Origin of the sequence: Desulfonauticus submarinus (assembly GCF_900104045.1) — a bacterium.
In the GTDB taxonomy this organism is placed as follows: domain Bacteria; phylum Desulfobacterota; class Desulfovibrionia; order Desulfovibrionales; family Desulfonatronovibrionaceae; genus Desulfonauticus; species Desulfonauticus submarinus.
The window spans coordinates 1-15,755 of the sequence record NZ_FNIN01000001.1; the positions used below are offsets into that span (position 1 = coordinate 1).

The window sequence follows — 15,755 nt, forward strand, 5'->3', positions numbered from 1 at the left end:
ACCAGTCTTTTGTTTTCATCTAAAACTGGCAAAGAATTAATTCCTCTTTCTACAATCAAGGCCTCAGCTTCCATAACATGATCAGTAGGTTTTAAATAAACAAACTCAGTAATCATAATATCTTTTGCTTTTTTAGCCTCTACCTTTTCAATGCATTTTCTTAGAAAATCATTAATCTCAGGTTCTTGAATAGTCCTGGCTAGCTTTGCATCTAAATAATAAGGCATAACTTCCTTTAACAAATCATATCCTGTAATAATCCCCTCTAACTCCATCTTGTCATTTACAATATAAATCTGACGAGGAGCAAGCTTTCCTATCTTACATAATAAACTCTTAAACCTACACTCCCCACTCGCTAATACTAATTTCGTCTGCATAAACTTCGATACTAGCATTATTCCTCCTTATCGTTTAATGTTTAATTGTTTAATTTATATTTTTTTAATTTTCTCCATAAAGATACTCTATCTATGCCAATAATTTTTGAGGCACGCGTTTTATTAAAGTTACATTTTTCTAATACCCATTTTATATATCTTTTTTCAACTTCTTCTAATGAAGGTATTTCACTAAAATCTTTATGGTAGATTATAATATCTATACTTTTGATATACTCTGGAAGATCGTCCTCTGTAATAATGTCTGCGTTACTAAGGGTTACAGCTCTTTCTATAACATTTTCAAGCTCTCTTATATTTCCAGGCCATGAATAATGTTTTAAAAGTTTCATTGCTTCTACAGAGAAGCCTTGGATTTCTTTATTTTGTTCTTTGCTTTTTTGAGCTAAGAAATAGTTAGCTAAAATAGGAATGTCATCTTTTCTTTCACTCAAAGGTGGTAGAGCAATTGAGATGACATTTAAACGATAAAATAGATCTTGCCTAAAATTGCCTTGTTGAATTTCTACTTGCAAATCTCTATGGGTAGCTGCAATAAATCTTACATCTACTTTAATGGGTTTTGTACCACCTACGCGAAGGATTTCCTTTTCTTGAATTACTCTTAGTAATTTAACTTGTTGGGATAAGGGCATGTCTCCTATCTCATCTAAGAATAGAGTTCCTTTATGAGCTATTTCTATAAGTCCTTTTTTTAAAGAGGTGGCACCAGTAAAAGCACCTGCTTCATGTCCAAATAATTCATTTGCTATAAGTTCTTCTGTTAGAGAACCACAATTGAAGGCTACAAAAGGTTGTTGTGAGCGAGGACTGAGTTCGTGAATTGCTTTGGCAATAAGTTCTTTTCCTGTTCCGCTTTCTCCAATAATTAAAATATTAGAATTGCTTTTTGCCACTTGTTTAATTGTTGCAATAACTTTTTTAATTGCTGCGCTTTTGCCTTTAATTTGTTCTAATATGCTAGATTCTTTTAACTCTTGTTTTAATTTTTGATTTTCCAAAATAAGAGAACGTTTAGTTAAAGCTTCTTTAGTTATTTTCCTAACTTCTTCTAATTTGTACGGCTTTTCTAAATAATAATATGCCCCTAGTTTCATTGATTCTACTGCAGTATCTATAGATGCATGTCCAGTTATTAGAATCACTTCAGTATAAGGATATAGCTCTTTAGTTTTTTTTAGAATTTGAAGACCACTTACTTCTGGCATTTTTAAATCAGTAATTACTAGATCTGGTTCATGAGTTTCTAATATTTCTAAAGCTTTTTTGGGAAATTGTATCGGTACTATGTTGTATCCTTCTTTTTCAAGAATATGAGAAAGATTTTTTAGAGCAATTTTTTCATCATCAATAATGAGAATATTAGCTGAATTTTTCATTTAACTTTCTACTATATTATCTTGAGGTATAATGACGCTAAACGTAGTGCCTTGACCTTCTTTGCTTTGGACTTCAATTTTACCGCCATGTTGAGATATAATTCCTTGACATACAGCTAGTCCAAGACCTGAGCCCTTTCCAACATCTTTGGTAGTAAAAAAAGGATCAAATATTTTTGATAAATTTTCTTTGGGAATGCCTGGACCACTGTCTTTTACCTCAAAAATAAAATTATTTTTTTTCTTAAATCCAGCTACAGTGATAGTGCCTTCTTTTTTGTCTAGAGCTTGAATAGCATTTAAAACAAGATTTAAAATAACTTGTTGTATTCTTCGAGGATCTATTTTTACTTCCAGATCAGAAGGAATATCTATTTCTAGTTGAATATGAGTAGGGACCTCTCCTTGAATGAGTTTGAGAGTATTTTGGACGAGTTGTTTAAAGTTTATATTTTTTAAGGAAAAGGATGTTTCTCTTGAAAATTCTAAAAGGTTTCTAACTATTTCTTTGGCTCTATCTACTTGATTTAAACTTTCTTGAAGAAGTTCTTGTTGATATTTTTTATCTCCTGCATCTATCTCTTCCAATAAAATTTGGAGGGAAGTAGATATATTGTTTAGGGGATTGTTAATCTCATGAGCCACTCCAGAGGTTAAAGTTCCTAAAGCAGCCATTTTTTCTTTTTGAAGGAGTTGTTTATTCCTTAATCTCATTTCTGTTAATAGATAGTTTATATTTTTTACTAGGTTTTCAAATTCGTCCCCTGTTTGGATATTAGGTAGTTTATCATAATCTCCAGATACTATTTTTTGAATTGCTTCTTCAATATTTTTTAATGGTTTAGTAACATTTTTTAATAAGAATAAGAATGTAATAATAGCCAAAGAAATGAATGTTATAATTGTTATAAATAAAAAATTTCTAGATTGATTTATAATATGTTGAATTGTTTTTCTGCGTTTACTAATTGCCTTTTCTAAGAAAACAGTAGCTTTTCTACCTTTTTCTCTTATGTCGTGTATCTCTTTGCTATTTGTTTTAATATTTTTATTGTTTTTATTTTTATTAATAAAATTTGATATAGCGTCTTTATATTGTTTTAGAAATAGTAGCTCTTGAGAGAGAATATTGTCATTATCTTTTTCTGTTAAAATAATATTTTCTAACTGGTCCTCGCTTTTTTCGATAAAACTTTTTGCTATAATTAGGTTTTTAATATCATAACTTATAAAAAAATTTTTTTCATATCTTCTTGCTTCTAAGATATTATTTAATAAAGCTTCTTTTTTTTCTAATATATGTATTGTTTGATTTAAATTGCTATAATTAAAAAAGCTTAAAAGAGAGACTAGAATAACAATGAAGAAAAGAATTAAAAATGTTATGATAATCTTTTGTCTAATGCTTAGTTTTATTTTCATAGCCAAATTTTTGAGGCCTAACACCACTTTTAAAAGTGGTGTTAGGCCGAAGTTTTTTAGAATGTACTTCTTTTAATTATTGGATACCATAGAAAAAGTAAAGTACCCCTAATTCAACTACTAAGAAAAGGATGGTCATGATAGTTCCTGCTTTTGCATAGTCGATAGTTCTATAACCACCTGGTCTCATTATAAGGGCATTTACTTGATGGGTAGGGAGAACAAAGGTGTTAGATGCAGAAAGTCCTACGACAAGGGCTGCCATTCTTGGGTCCCCTCCTGCCATTACAGCCATATTCATACATAAAGGTACAAGAAGAACAGTAGCTCCTACGTTTGATATTACTAGGGTAAAAAAGGAAGTCATAATGCCAATGACAGTTAAAAGTACAATAGGAGAGGGTTGTCCTATTAATTCTAAAACTTTATGGGCAATATAAGAAGCTGTTCCAGTTTTTTCAAAAGCAATTCCTAGAGGTATTAGGCCAGCAAGTAAAAATACGGTCATCCAGTCTACAGAACGATAAGCTTCATCAACAGTAAGTACACCTGTAATTACCATGCCAAGTGCTCCTGACATGAGAGCCACGGATAACTTTACTTTAAAGAAAATAATCTGGGCTAGGGCTAAAGCAAGCCAGAATACTGCCCATTTAGCCTTGTGGGGTTTTAAGATTTCTCCTTCTAAAGGGCTTGCAAAAGCTAGGGGTCTGGGTTGTGGACGACTTTTTAAAATATGAAATTTTTCCCATGGTCCAAAAAGAAGTAAAGTGTCTCCCATTGCGAGTCTTATATTGGTTAAGCCACTATAAAATACCTTATTATTTTTTAATAAAGCTAAGGGAGTAACTCCATATAATTCTTTAAATTTTATTTCAGAAAGGGTTTTACCAATTAATTCAGATCTAGGAGTAATAATGGTTTCAGCAAGACCTGCATTGGTCTTAGCTAATTCTTCAGCAAATACTTCTAATCCATCTTTTATGGTAAAGCCAAGTTCTTTGGCCAATATTTCTACGTTTCTTTTTTTACCTACAATTGCAATAGTATCTCCGCCCTCTATAATATCAGAGCTTCTTGGCACCAAAATTTTTTCCTTTTTTTTGTCTTTGGCAATAGCAACAACAGTGACAAGATATTTTTCTCTGATAGCAAGTTGGACTAAACTTTGGGGAGAAAAATTTTGAGGAACACTTAGCTCAAATATACTTTCTAAACCCGTGTAAGCCTCCATAAGTAAGTCAGAGATTCCTTTATCTGATTGTCCACTTCCAGAAGGGAGAATATATTTACCGAAAAAAGCAAAATAGATAATAGCAGCGGCTAAAAGACAGATACCAATAGGGGTTTGGGTAAATAAACCGAATGGTTTTAATTTTTCTCCATTTAATATCATTAAGTCGTTTAACAAAATAGTTGGACTGGCTCCAACTAAAGTTAACGTTCCACCTATAATTGCACAGAATCCCATTGGCATAAGAATTCTAGAAATAGGAACTCCTGTTCTCTTGGCAATTCTTTGGGCAGCTGGCAAAAATAATGCTGCCGCCCCAATATTTTGCATCATACTTGAAATTATACCAACAGTTCCTGCAATAAAAGTGATTATTCGTTTTTCACTTTTTCCTGCTAATTTAATAATAGGACTGGCAACTTTATTCATTATGCCTGTTTTATCAAGACCTGCACCGATGATAATAACTGCAATGATGGATACAACTGCATTGGAACTAAAGCCGATAAATGCTTCTTTTGGAGTGACTAAGCCGATAAGAGGCAAAATAACCATCATCATTATTCCAACTACATCTACACGTACCCATTCAGATACAAAAAGAAAAATTACAAAAGCAAGCACAATCATTGTAAGTAGCATCTCTGGGGTCATAATTCCTCCTCATTTCTTAATTACAATAGGTATTTGAATTTTGATTTAAATTATTTTTTATTCTCATTGCGAAACATATAGCAAAGTATAAAAGTAATGATAATTATAGCTAATCCAAAGTAAAATTTAATGCCCATCATAATCCTCCTAACATAAACAATATACACATACTCTAGAGCAATTTTCTGGTCTGTTATCATTTGCTACAAAGTCTCTTTCTGCATCAGAAATTACAAATTCAATTGGTATGTTTTGTTGTTTAAGGTGTTCTAAAGCTGCCTCTTTATCTTCAAATAGAATTTTATGCTCTATGTCTACTCCGTTTGCTTTGGCTTTTTGGGCAAAGCTTAAAAAAGATTTTTCACTTTCTTCAGTAAAAGTTTTGATTAATTCTTTTTTAGCACTACTACTTAAAGGTACTCCATTTTCAGATAAGGGGGCAGCATTTAAAGCCAGTATTTTATATCCCATTCTTTTGGCCATATCCAGACTATAGTCTATGACTTCAGAACTAAATTTGGCTCTATCTCCGATTACCAAAAGCATAGGGTCTTTAGAAATAGTTTGATCCTCTTTGTTTAGAAGTTTACTTGCAGTATCCTTATCCCCTGCCTCTGCAAAAGTAATTGCTTCTTGGTACTGCTCTAATTTTTCTTTTGTCTTGCGGTTAAATAGCTTTTTTAAAAACATAATTCCTCCTCTTGTGTTTTTACTTTATCAATACCAGAGGTATATCTAGTTCTTTTTTAAGCTGACATAATCCTTTGTGATTCAATTTAAATGCATAAACAGGAAGAATTGTCATTAGAACATCTCTATGTTTGTTTACGAAATTCTTTATTTCTTTTATCAAAGATCCCTGTTGAATGTATATTTCTGGTTTTATTAAATTTTTATTAGGCAAATTAGAATTTATAGATTTTACTTCTTGGTAAATAATTTTTTTATAGTCTTCTAAACTTAAACTTTCAGCATAAGTTATATTTACCATCCTATCTTCTAAAAACATTCTTATCTTTTTTAAATTATTTTTTAATTTTTCTAAGTTGTTTTTTGGTTTATTAAATGGAATAATTTCTAAAATACTTAAATTTGCTTTCATTTCTTGACTTAAATTACATGCATATTGTAGAGCCTTGCGATCTGCCTTAAATCCTTGATTAGCAAGAAGAATAGTGTTCATTTTTTATTATAACCTCACTCTTGGAGTTGCTCTTCTTTCTACTCTTTTTTTAGAAATGTTTTTTATTTTTTTTTGGGATTTTGAATTTAAAAAATATTTAGCCTTATTAGGACAATTTGCCTCTGCAAAAGTAATTGCTACCATCATGCTTTCTAACTTTTCTCTTATATTCATTTTTTACCTCCTTTGTCGTTTTTGCACAGCATATTTTGTGCCATCTAACTTTTATAGTTAATTTATTGATTTTATTAAATTAATTTTTAAGTTTAATTTTATTCAGTGTTGCGAAATGTAATAGTATGTTTAGGTGACATTTATTTTTTTATTGTAATTCATTGAAATATAATTCTTTTTTTATAAATAAGGTTGTGTTACAAATAGCAATACCTAGTAAAGGGTTAGCGGCTTGCTTTTTTTAGTTTTTTTATACTAAGCTTAGTTAAAGAATAGTAAACAAAAGAATAAGTTTTTAGGAAATGGATTGAGATTGTTATTTTTAATTTTTTGAGCTGCCCGAAAGCACGTTTTATTCTCTGCTGTACAAAGATTTGGACACGTCTAAAACGTGCTTTTGAACTGTGCATAAACTGATTTAGTGGGACAATGGTATTTTTGTAAGGCACGTCAGAGGACGAGCTTTCTAAAAGGATTGCAATACCAATAGGTTAATAAAGTTAGAGATTGAATTAACTTATATTTAAAAAAAGTGTTAAAGGAGTCTTTAGTATGTTTTTTAATAAAAAAAGCAAAGAAGAAGTAGAGCAGCAGCAAGAAGTTTCTTCGTCAGAATTAGATGAACTTAAAAAGAAAATATTAAATGCTAGTTTGCCAGATAATGTTACAAAAGTTGCTCTTAAAGAATTGGAGAAAATTAAATATATTAGCACATCTTCTGCTGAGTATACTATTGGTCTGAATTATATAAATTGTCTTTTGGGATTGCCCTGGAATGAAGTGACTGCAGATAGTTTGGATTTGAGGAGAGCAAAGGAAATTTTGGATGAAGATCATTATGGTCTTATGGAGGTAAAAGAAAGAATTTTAGAGTTTTTAGCGGTTCGTTTGCTTAGAGCCAAAAAAAAGATAGGGGTTTTAGTGGTTGATGATGAAAAATTAACTTGTTTAAATTTGCAGCATGTATTGGAAAAAGATGGATATCATGTGGATTATGCTTTAAATGGAAGAGATGCTTTAGAGTTAATAGAAAAAAACAATTATGATATTGTAATTACTGATCTAAAGATGAGGGATATAGATGGATTTGGAGTGTTAGAAGCTGCTAAAAATAAGGATACTCATATAGAGGTTATTATTATTACTGGATACGCCACTGTCTCAACTGCAGTGTCTGCCCTGAAAAAGGGATCTTATCATTTTTTATCTAAACCTCTTCAGTTAGATGAAGTTAGAGATACAGTTAGAAAGGCATTAAATAAACGATTAGTGCGCTTAGATCCTAGGGGACCAATTTTATGTTTTTTAGGTCCTCCAGGAACAGGTAAAACTTCGTTAGGTGTTTCCATAGCAAGAAGTTTAGGAAGAAAGTTTGTTAGAATCTCTTTGGCAGGGGTAAGAGATGAAGCTCAAATTCGAGGACATAGAAGAAGTTATGTAGGTGCGTTGCCTGGAAGAATTATTCAGGAAATTAAACGGTGTGGTTCCAAGAATCCTGTATTTATGTTAGATGAAATGGATAAAATAGGACAAGATTTTAAAGGTGATCCTGCAGCTCCTTTATTAGAGGTTTTAGATCCTGAACAGAATAAACATTTTGTAGATCATTATTTAGAGGTTCCTTTTGATTTGTCAAAAGTGATGTTTATTGCAACAGCTAACACTTTAGATACTATTCCAGAACCTCTTTTAGATCGATTGGAAGTTTTATATTTGCCTGGATATACTAATGCAGAAAAAGTACAAATTGCTTTTAAATATTTGATCCCTAGAGCCATAAAAAGTGCTGCTTTAGAAGAGGTAAAGGTAAATTTTACAAAAGAAGGGGTAGAACATTTAATCAGAGGATATACTAAAGAAGTTGGTCTTCGGGGGTTAAATAGGCAAGTGGAGGCTATTTGTCGTAAGCTTGCTAAGGAAATTTTGTTGTCAGCTGATACTAATATTCAGGAGATTATTGTTGATGTAGAAAAAGTAGAGAGTTTGTTGGGTCCACCAAGATATGTTTCTCAAGTTTTAGATGCAAAAGATAGGGTTGGAGTGAGTACTGCTCTTGCTTGGACTCCTACTGGGGGAGAAATTCTTTTTGTAGAAGCTACTAAAATGAAGGGAAATAATGAACTTATTTTGACAGGTTCATTAGGAGATGTTTTAAAAGAATCTGCTCAAGCAGCTTTAAGTTATTTTAAAAGCAAAGCAGAGGAGTTTGAGATTCCAGAAGACTTTTTTTCTACCCATGATATTCATATTCATGTCCCTGCAGGTGCTATTCCAAAAGATGGTCCTTCTGCAGGGCTAGCTATAGCAGCGGCTTTATATTCTCTTTTAAAAGAGATGCCTTGTAAAAGAGAAGTTGGAATGACAGGTGAAATTACACTTACAGGAAGAGTGTTGCCCATAGGGGGAGTTAGAGAGAAATTAATGGCAGCTCATTTAGCAGGGGTTAAAATAGTTTTATTGCCTGAAAAAAATCGACCAGATTTAGATAAGGTGCCAGAGGATATAAAAAATAGTTTGCGTATTATTTGGATTAAAGATTTAAAAGAAGCTTTAGAATTTGTTGTTTAAAATATATTCAGGCAGAGGTATTTTTTTACAAATTAAAGGCAGTTTTAACTGATTTCCTGTATCTCCAGGTTTGAGTTTAGATGATTTCCATGCTTCATACCAGCCTGGCTTCATTAAAATAACTTTAGCGGCATTAAGAAAGTTTTGCTTTCTAAATACTCCATAGGGAAGTAAGCCATCTCCAAATAATTGTTTTTCTATTTCTTCGCTTATTTTTTTTAAAAGAGAATTAATAGAATCAGGTATTGTTTTTAATTCAATACAAAATAGATAACAAAAATTTTTATTGTCTACAACCATACACCAATGTGTTATTCCAATAGATAGATTTTTTTGCATTTTATTAACTGCTTTTGAGATTAATAGAGGAGAACTTTTTTCTCCACATATATTAGCTATTTCTCCTGATTTGCTTTCAAAAATAATATTGGGAGTTGTTCCTGTAAAACTTTCAACTCTAACTAAATCATGCATAGCATAACGATATAAACCAGACCATGTTGTAATATACATCTCGTAAACTTTGCCTTTTTCTAATTCATGGGCAAGAAGAAAATTTTTTTTATCATCTGGTAGGCAAAACTCAAAAAATATACCAAATACTGCAAGAGGTGCTGCTGGAGTTTCTGCTTTTAAGGGAATAGTAAATTTACCTTCGCTTGCACCATATCCACAGTCCATAAAGCTAATGTTTGGAAACATGTTTCTTATTGTTTCCACATAACGACCAACAGAGCCTCCAAGCCAGCAACTTATTACCTGTAAATTAGGCCAATAGTTTTTAGGTGTGAGAGGAGATTTGTTTTTTATCATTTGGTGTTTTAATAAGTTCGCCTGTTGAGGTTGAGGACGGAGAAAGGGATTAAGAGATTTTCTTATTTTAGTTGGTATATTGAATATTGAACTAAGAGTGCCATTTGCGATATCTTTTAAGATAATATCTTGATATTTTATAACAGTATTTACAAGTTGTTTTAAGCGAGCGGCATTGTTGCCAATGATTAATCTTACATCTTGGGTTAAAGCAAATCTCATTAATGTGTAATCTAGGGCCAACGGATCTTTAATATCCAGGATTTCAAGAGGATAAGCACAAGTACGAATTAAGGCCTTGGGTGCTTTAATAAGACTAATTCCTGATGCACATCCTACAGGTATGTTTTTTTTACTAGGAGGAAAAAGGATCTTATTGACCAAGGGCAACATCATTCCCTCAGATATTTTAGGAAATATTTCTTTTAATGCTTCTATTCTTAATTTAGTTATAAGATTTTTTACTTCTAGTCCTTTGGGAGATTCCGGTAAAATTTTTTCTTTCCCTGTAGTCCCACTAGTGACAATAAATACTTTTGGATCTCCTTTAAATAATTGATGAGGCTTTCCTTGAAAACTAGATATTGTATATGGTTCAATATCTCTCCAGTTAGTAGGATTAACATAATTTCTAAAGTCTTGAATGGTTTTTATTTTAGAAAAATGATGTTTTTGTCCAAATAAAGAATTTTTATTTTCTTTGATTATAGAAAAAAGTAGTTCTTTTTGAATGGAATGACAATTTTTACATATTTGTTTAAATTTTTTTATATTCATATTTTTAGATTAAATCTACTAAGTTATAATATTGTTGAACATAGTTTTTTAACTCGATTGCTTTATTTTCAAATAAGTTAATTTCATTAAAGTCTATATTTTGATTGTTTAAGTAAGTATATAAAAGTGTAAAATTAGATATAGTTCTTAGGCAGATTCCAGAAAAGAAAAATTTTAAATTCAAAAGAGATTCGTCTATATTCCATGGAAGAGGGTTATCTGTGAAAATTTTTAAATGTATAGTTTTAAAATTTTTTATACAGAGATCTTTTATAATATTTTTAAGTTCTTTTTGCCAGTGTATGCCAAATTTTTTAATTATGATTGTAGTTAACATTGCTCTATTATCTTTTTTTATCAAAAATTCAGTTTTTCTTTTTAAATGTTTATTATACTCTTTTTTAACTAAAGCAGGTAAACCACTGTGCTGTATTAAGTTTTTAATAATGATCTGATGTTCTTTTGGGACATAAAGTACACTTTCTGTTTTAGGTTTTTGAGTTAGAGAAATAGAATATAAAAGAGATTCTCTTTGGTTTGCTGTCTGCTCTTTAATATTTATGAATTTTGCTTTTTCATGAACTGAAAGTTTAAGAGCAAGAGGACAAAATTTAAAGTGTTTAGTAAGGCGTTGAGAGCCTGTGTGAGTAGTAACTAGATTGGATTCTAAGATTACTATATTATTATCCTTTTGCAAAGCATAGTTATATAATTTTTTTGCAATACGTATTAAAGCTGTACTATGCCTGTAGGTAGGATGAGTCATAAGTGCTCCTGCTTCTGCAATTTCTCTACATTCTGGAGATCGGATTAATGCTGAGTGAGCAATAACTTCATCTTCTTCATTTTTTGCCACAAAAGATATTATATTTCTCTCTTCTAGATGTTCTTTTAGTATTTCTGGATAATAAAAAGACGTTTTTGTGTAGGTGTATCTATATGTATGATAGGCGAGTTTAGTAATTTTATAAGAGTCATCTGGGATAGCTACACTAATATTAAATTTTGATTTTTCTTTATTGTTAGATTCAATATAAGATTTTTTTGTTCGAGGAATGTTAAAATTTGATATTTTTTTATCTAAAATTGTTTGCCAACCATCATTGCCACAATTAATAAATTCGAAATTGTCTGTAAGTTTTTTAATAAGAAAAAATTTTAGCCCATCTATAGAGTTTTCTGGATTTTCTGGTGTATATTGAGGAATATTTTTTTCATCAATAGGTATTCCTTTATTTTTTAAAATAACTTGAATTAGTTGTTTATCTTTTTTTATTTTAACTTTAACTTCAAATAATTCTTTTTCATCAGAGGGAAAATTTTCAATAATATGCTCAGCAGCTTCTTCAACTGCTAAAGTTAATTCATTTTTTTCTTTTTCATTTGCTCCATAGAATTCACAAATAGAAAAAATAAAATTTCTAATTATTGGTATTGCTTCAATTTGATAAATCGTTCTTAAGTTCATAATTATTACTATACTGTTTTTAAAAATAAGAGAGAATATTATATTTCTTTTGTTTAATTAATGTCAATAAATTTATTTATTAGGGATATTTTAAAAATTTGAAGTTTTTTGGACAATTTTTAAAAATTATAATATGTTAAAAACTATATTATAAAAAAATGTGTGGCCTCGATAATAAAAGATAGTAGAGAAGAAATATTGAGAACAAGGACTATTTTGTTTTTGGGATATAAAATGTCCTTGTTCTCTTATTTGCTTTATTTATATTTTTCTCTGAGCATTTTAGCAGCAGAGACCATATTTTTAAGAGAGGCAAGGGTTTCTGGCCATTCTCTTGTTTTTAATCCACAATCTGGATTTACCCAGAGTTTTTCTTTGGGTATTACTTTTAAAGCTAGTTCTAGAAGTTCTTTTATTTCTTCTATGCTTGGTACTCTAGGACTGTGAATATCATAAATCCCAGGACCTATTTCATTCGGATAATTGAATTCCTTAAAAACTTCTAAAAGCTCCATTTTGCTTCTACTTGCCTCTATACTGATGACATCTGCATCCATTTTAGCAATCCATTCTATTATATCTTCAAAATCACTATAACACATATGGGTATGTATTTGTGTTTCATCTTTTACGCCAGAGGTTGCTAACTTAAAGGCATTTATTGCCCAAGATAGATATTCTGACCATTTGTTTTGTTTTAAAGGCAATCCTTCTCTTAAAGCAGGTTCGTCTATTTGAATAACTTTAATATTGGCTTTTTCTAAGTCTTTTACTTCTTCTCGTATGGCCAAAGCAAGTTGAAAAGCAGTATCTTTGCGAGGTTGATCATCTCTAACAAAACTCCAACAGAGCATAGTAATAGGACCTGTAAGCATTCCTTTGACAGGCTTTGTGGTTTTAGATTGAGCATAGGTAATCCATTCTATTGTCATGGGAGAGGGTCTTTCTATGTCTCCATAGATAATAGGTGGTTTAACACATCTAGTTCCATAACTTTGCACCCATCCATTTTCTGTGGAGCAATATCCTTTTAATTGTTGTCCAAAATATTCTACCATATCATTTCGTTCGGGCTCACCATGAACAAAAACATCTAGTCCAAGTTCTTCTTGTCTTTGGATTACTTCATCTATAAATTTTTTTATTTTTTGTTTATATTCTTGTTCATTTAACTCTCCTTTTTTATATAAAAGACGGGTTTTTCTAATTTCTGGTGTTTGAGGGAATGATCCAATAGTAGTGGTTGGGAATAATGGTAAATTAAGGATAGAGCGCTGTTTTTTATTTCTTTCTTTATAGGAACTTTGTCGTTGAAACATTTTGGTATTAATTTGACTTAATTTATCTTGGATGTTTGTGATAGTTCGTAATGTGCTTTTTTGTCTAGAGTCTATTGTTTTTTGATTTTCTTCTAAAATTTTTGATACATCCTTTCCCTCTAAAGCCTGTTTTAAAATTTTTAATTCTTCACATTTTTGTTTGGCAAAAGACATCCATGATTTTAATTCTAAAGATAATTTTTTTTCATATTCTAAATCAATAGGAACATGTAATAAAGAACAAGATGTAGATAACATAATTCTTTCTATATCTAAGGATTTACTAGACAAAATATTTTTTATATCATCTAATATTTTATTTAAATTTGCTTTCCAAATATTTCTACCATTGATGATACCTAGGGATAAAAAAGTGTTTTTAAATTCATGTAAGTAATTGAGTTGTTTTTTGCCTCTAATTAAATCTAAGTGTAATCCATCTATAGGAAGAGATAACACAGTATCTTTATTGTCTAAGATATCTTCAAAGTATGTTGCTAATAAGATTTTATTGTTAGAAGGAAGATGTTTTTTTATTTTTTTATAGGCCTTGATAAATAATTCTTTGATCTTAGATGGAAGATTTAAGACAAGAATTGGTTCATCAATTTGAATCCACTCACAATACGGTGATATTTTAATAAGTAATTCAATATAGATATCTATTATCGGATCTATTAAACTCCATTTATCAAAATTTTTATCCTGAGATTTTCCAAGATAAAGATAAGTAAGAGGGCCTATAAGAATAGGTTTTAGATTAGCAAAACCACTATTTTTAGCCTCTTTTAATTCAACAATTATTTTATTACTGTTGAGAGAGAATTGTTGCCCTTTATAAAATTCAGGAACTATGTAATGATAATTAGTATCAAACCATTTAGTCATTTCCATGGCTTTAGCATTTTGAGTGCCTCTAGCCATGGCAAAGTAAGTATCCATTTCTGATTTTGTAGAAGAAGTTTGAAATCTTTTTGGTATTGCACCCAAAGTCATACTCATATCTAGTACTTGATCATAATAGGAAAAATCTCCTACTGTAATAAAATCAAAGTTCATTTCTTTTTGTAAGTATAAATTTTGTTGTCGAATATTTTTTCCTGTCTGTTCAAGTTGTTCTAGAGAAATGTTGCCTTTCCAATATGCTTCTATTGCCTTTTTAAGTTCTCTTTGGGCACCAATGCGTGGTAACCCCAATACATGTGTGTACATTTGGGTCCTCCTTTTTATTTTTTTGTTTTAGTATATCGTAAAATTTTTAAATCTGCCAACTTTATTTTAAAAAATAAAAAAGCCCATTCCTTATTACAGGAATGGGCTTTTACGCATAATAGAATAGCAGTGGCCTTTTATTTTAGGCCCTCTCCTATTCTTCACCCATCCCCGCGGGGTGAGAATAGACGCGTTAATCCAGGACGTCTTCTGGCTTCCGACTAGATAAATCTATGTAAACACCCTTCCCAAGATAAAATCTCAGTGGATGTTTACTCTATATATGTCGGTTACAGCAGCGCGTCTGCCACGGATTTTCACCGTGTTCCGTTTCCTGGACGCGTTTATGTGTTTACAGAGTAAACGGGCTTGTATATTGGGAGAGGAATAGGTGTCAAGTTTAAAATTGTTTTTGAATTTAGGAGTATTGTTATGAAAGTTGTTATTGCAGGGGCTACTGGTGATATTGGAAAGGCCGTGGCTAAAGAACTTTTACATCAGGGATATAACTTACTTTTACTTTATAGGAGTGAAGAAAAAAGACAAACTTTAGAACAAGAGTTAGGAACTTTTGGGATAAATTTTTTCTGTATAAAAAATTTTGATTCTCAACAATTTAAAAAAAGTCTTGACGATTTTTTGCCTACAGCCTTTGTAAATGCAATAGGAGATGGATTTTATAATAAAATAGAAAATATTACTGTTGAAGAATTGGATAATTGTTATGAATCAAATTTCAAAGTTCCTTTTTTTATAAGTCAATGCATATTTTCTTTTTTTAAAAAAAATAAGAAAGGACATATTGTATTTATTAACTCAATTTCTGGATTAGAAGGTTTTCCGTATGGAGGGGCATATTGTAGTTTTAAATTTGCTTTGAGAGGATTGGCTGAAGTTATGTATAAAGAAGGTAAACGTTATAACATTAAAATTAGTTCAATATATCCTGGTGTTGTTAATACAAAATTACTAGAGAAGATGCCTTTTAGACCAAAAATAAAAGATTGCCTTGATCCTAAAGACATTGCATTGGCTGTTAAATATATTTTGGAACTACCATATCAAGTTGAAATTAAAGATTTAATTTTAAAAAATACATCTTTGCATTGGATAAAAGTGTCTTCTAATAGAAAAAACAAAGAATAAATTTT

Annotated in this window: 12 protein-coding genes and 1 riboswitch; of the genes, 2 read left to right on the plus strand and 10 right to left on the minus strand. The window is 30.6% G+C overall.

Features of this window, described 5'->3' with window-relative positions; genetic code table 11:
- From BLP60_RS00005 to BLP60_RS10560, 7 genes are all read right to left on the minus strand, one after another.
- Window positions 1-398 (minus strand): CBS domain-containing protein (locus BLP60_RS00005; protein WP_143338893.1); only part of this gene is annotated, 398 nt, incomplete at its 3' end.
- 23 nt (window positions 399-421) lie between these two features.
- A complete protein-coding gene (locus BLP60_RS00010) occupies window positions 422-1,780 on the minus strand; it encodes a sigma-54-dependent transcriptional regulator (RefSeq protein ID WP_092061460.1) in 1,359 nt (452 codons plus the stop codon).
- A complete protein-coding gene (locus BLP60_RS00015) occupies window positions 1,781-3,202 on the minus strand; it encodes a sensor histidine kinase (protein WP_143338894.1) in 1,422 nt (473 codons plus the stop codon).
- 76 nt (window positions 3,203-3,278) lie between these two features.
- Complete coding sequence (locus tag BLP60_RS00020) at window positions 3,279-5,090, minus strand: SLC13 family permease (protein WP_092061467.1); 1,812 nt, start codon at window positions 5,088-5,090, stop codon at window positions 3,279-3,281.
- Window positions 5,091-5,237: 147 nt separating this feature from the next.
- Window positions 5,238-5,780 carry a hypothetical protein gene (locus BLP60_RS00025; protein WP_092061471.1) on the minus strand — a complete coding sequence of 181 codons (543 nt, stop codon included), beginning with the start codon at window positions 5,778-5,780 and terminating at the stop codon, window positions 5,238-5,240.
- Between the two features lie 19 nt (window positions 5,781-5,799).
- Window positions 5,800-6,273: a hypothetical protein gene (locus tag BLP60_RS00030; protein ID WP_092061474.1), complete on the minus strand. Its 474-nt coding sequence runs from the start codon at window positions 6,271-6,273 to the stop codon at window positions 5,800-5,802.
- Window positions 6,274-6,279: 6 nt separating this feature from the next.
- Entirely contained in the window at window positions 6,280-6,447 is a 168-nt protein-coding gene (locus BLP60_RS10560; protein WP_159427654.1) for a hypothetical protein, read from the minus strand.
- Window positions 6,448-6,999: 552 nt separating this feature from the next.
- Between BLP60_RS10560 and lon the strand changes: the two genes are divergently transcribed.
- Window positions 7,000-9,015 carry an endopeptidase La gene (gene lon, locus BLP60_RS00035; RefSeq protein WP_092061477.1) on the plus strand — a complete coding sequence of 672 codons (2,016 nt, stop codon included), beginning with the start codon at window positions 7,000-7,002 and terminating at the stop codon, window positions 9,013-9,015.
- Here lon and BLP60_RS00040 read toward each other — a convergent pair.
- From BLP60_RS00040 to metE, 3 genes are all read right to left on the minus strand, one after another.
- Complete coding sequence (locus tag BLP60_RS00040; protein ID WP_092061480.1) at window positions 8,998-10,605, minus strand: GH3 auxin-responsive promoter family protein; 1,608 nt, start codon at window positions 10,603-10,605, stop codon at window positions 8,998-9,000. The two genes, lon and BLP60_RS00040, sit on opposite strands and share 18 nt — an antisense overlap.
- A 4-nt stretch (window positions 10,606-10,609) precedes the next feature.
- Window positions 10,610-12,073 carry an ATP-binding protein gene (locus BLP60_RS00045; RefSeq protein ID WP_092061483.1) on the minus strand — a complete coding sequence of 488 codons (1,464 nt, stop codon included), beginning with the start codon at window positions 12,071-12,073 and terminating at the stop codon, window positions 10,610-10,612.
- Window positions 12,074-12,330: 257 nt separating this feature from the next.
- Window positions 12,331-14,604: a 5-methyltetrahydropteroyltriglutamate--homocysteine S-methyltransferase gene (gene metE / locus BLP60_RS00050; RefSeq protein ID WP_092061486.1), complete on the minus strand. Its 2,274-nt coding sequence runs from the start codon at window positions 14,602-14,604 to the stop codon at window positions 12,331-12,333.
- Window positions 14,605-14,787: 183 nt separating this feature from the next.
- A riboswitch (cobalamin riboswitch) is annotated at window positions 14,788-14,979 on the minus strand.
- Between the two features lie 57 nt (window positions 14,980-15,036).
- On the opposite strand from metE, the gene BLP60_RS00055 reads away from it, so the two are divergent.
- Window positions 15,037-15,750: an SDR family oxidoreductase gene (locus BLP60_RS00055; protein WP_092061489.1), complete on the plus strand. Its 714-nt coding sequence runs from the start codon at window positions 15,037-15,039 to the stop codon at window positions 15,748-15,750.
- Window positions 15,751-15,755: the final 5 nt, after the last annotated feature.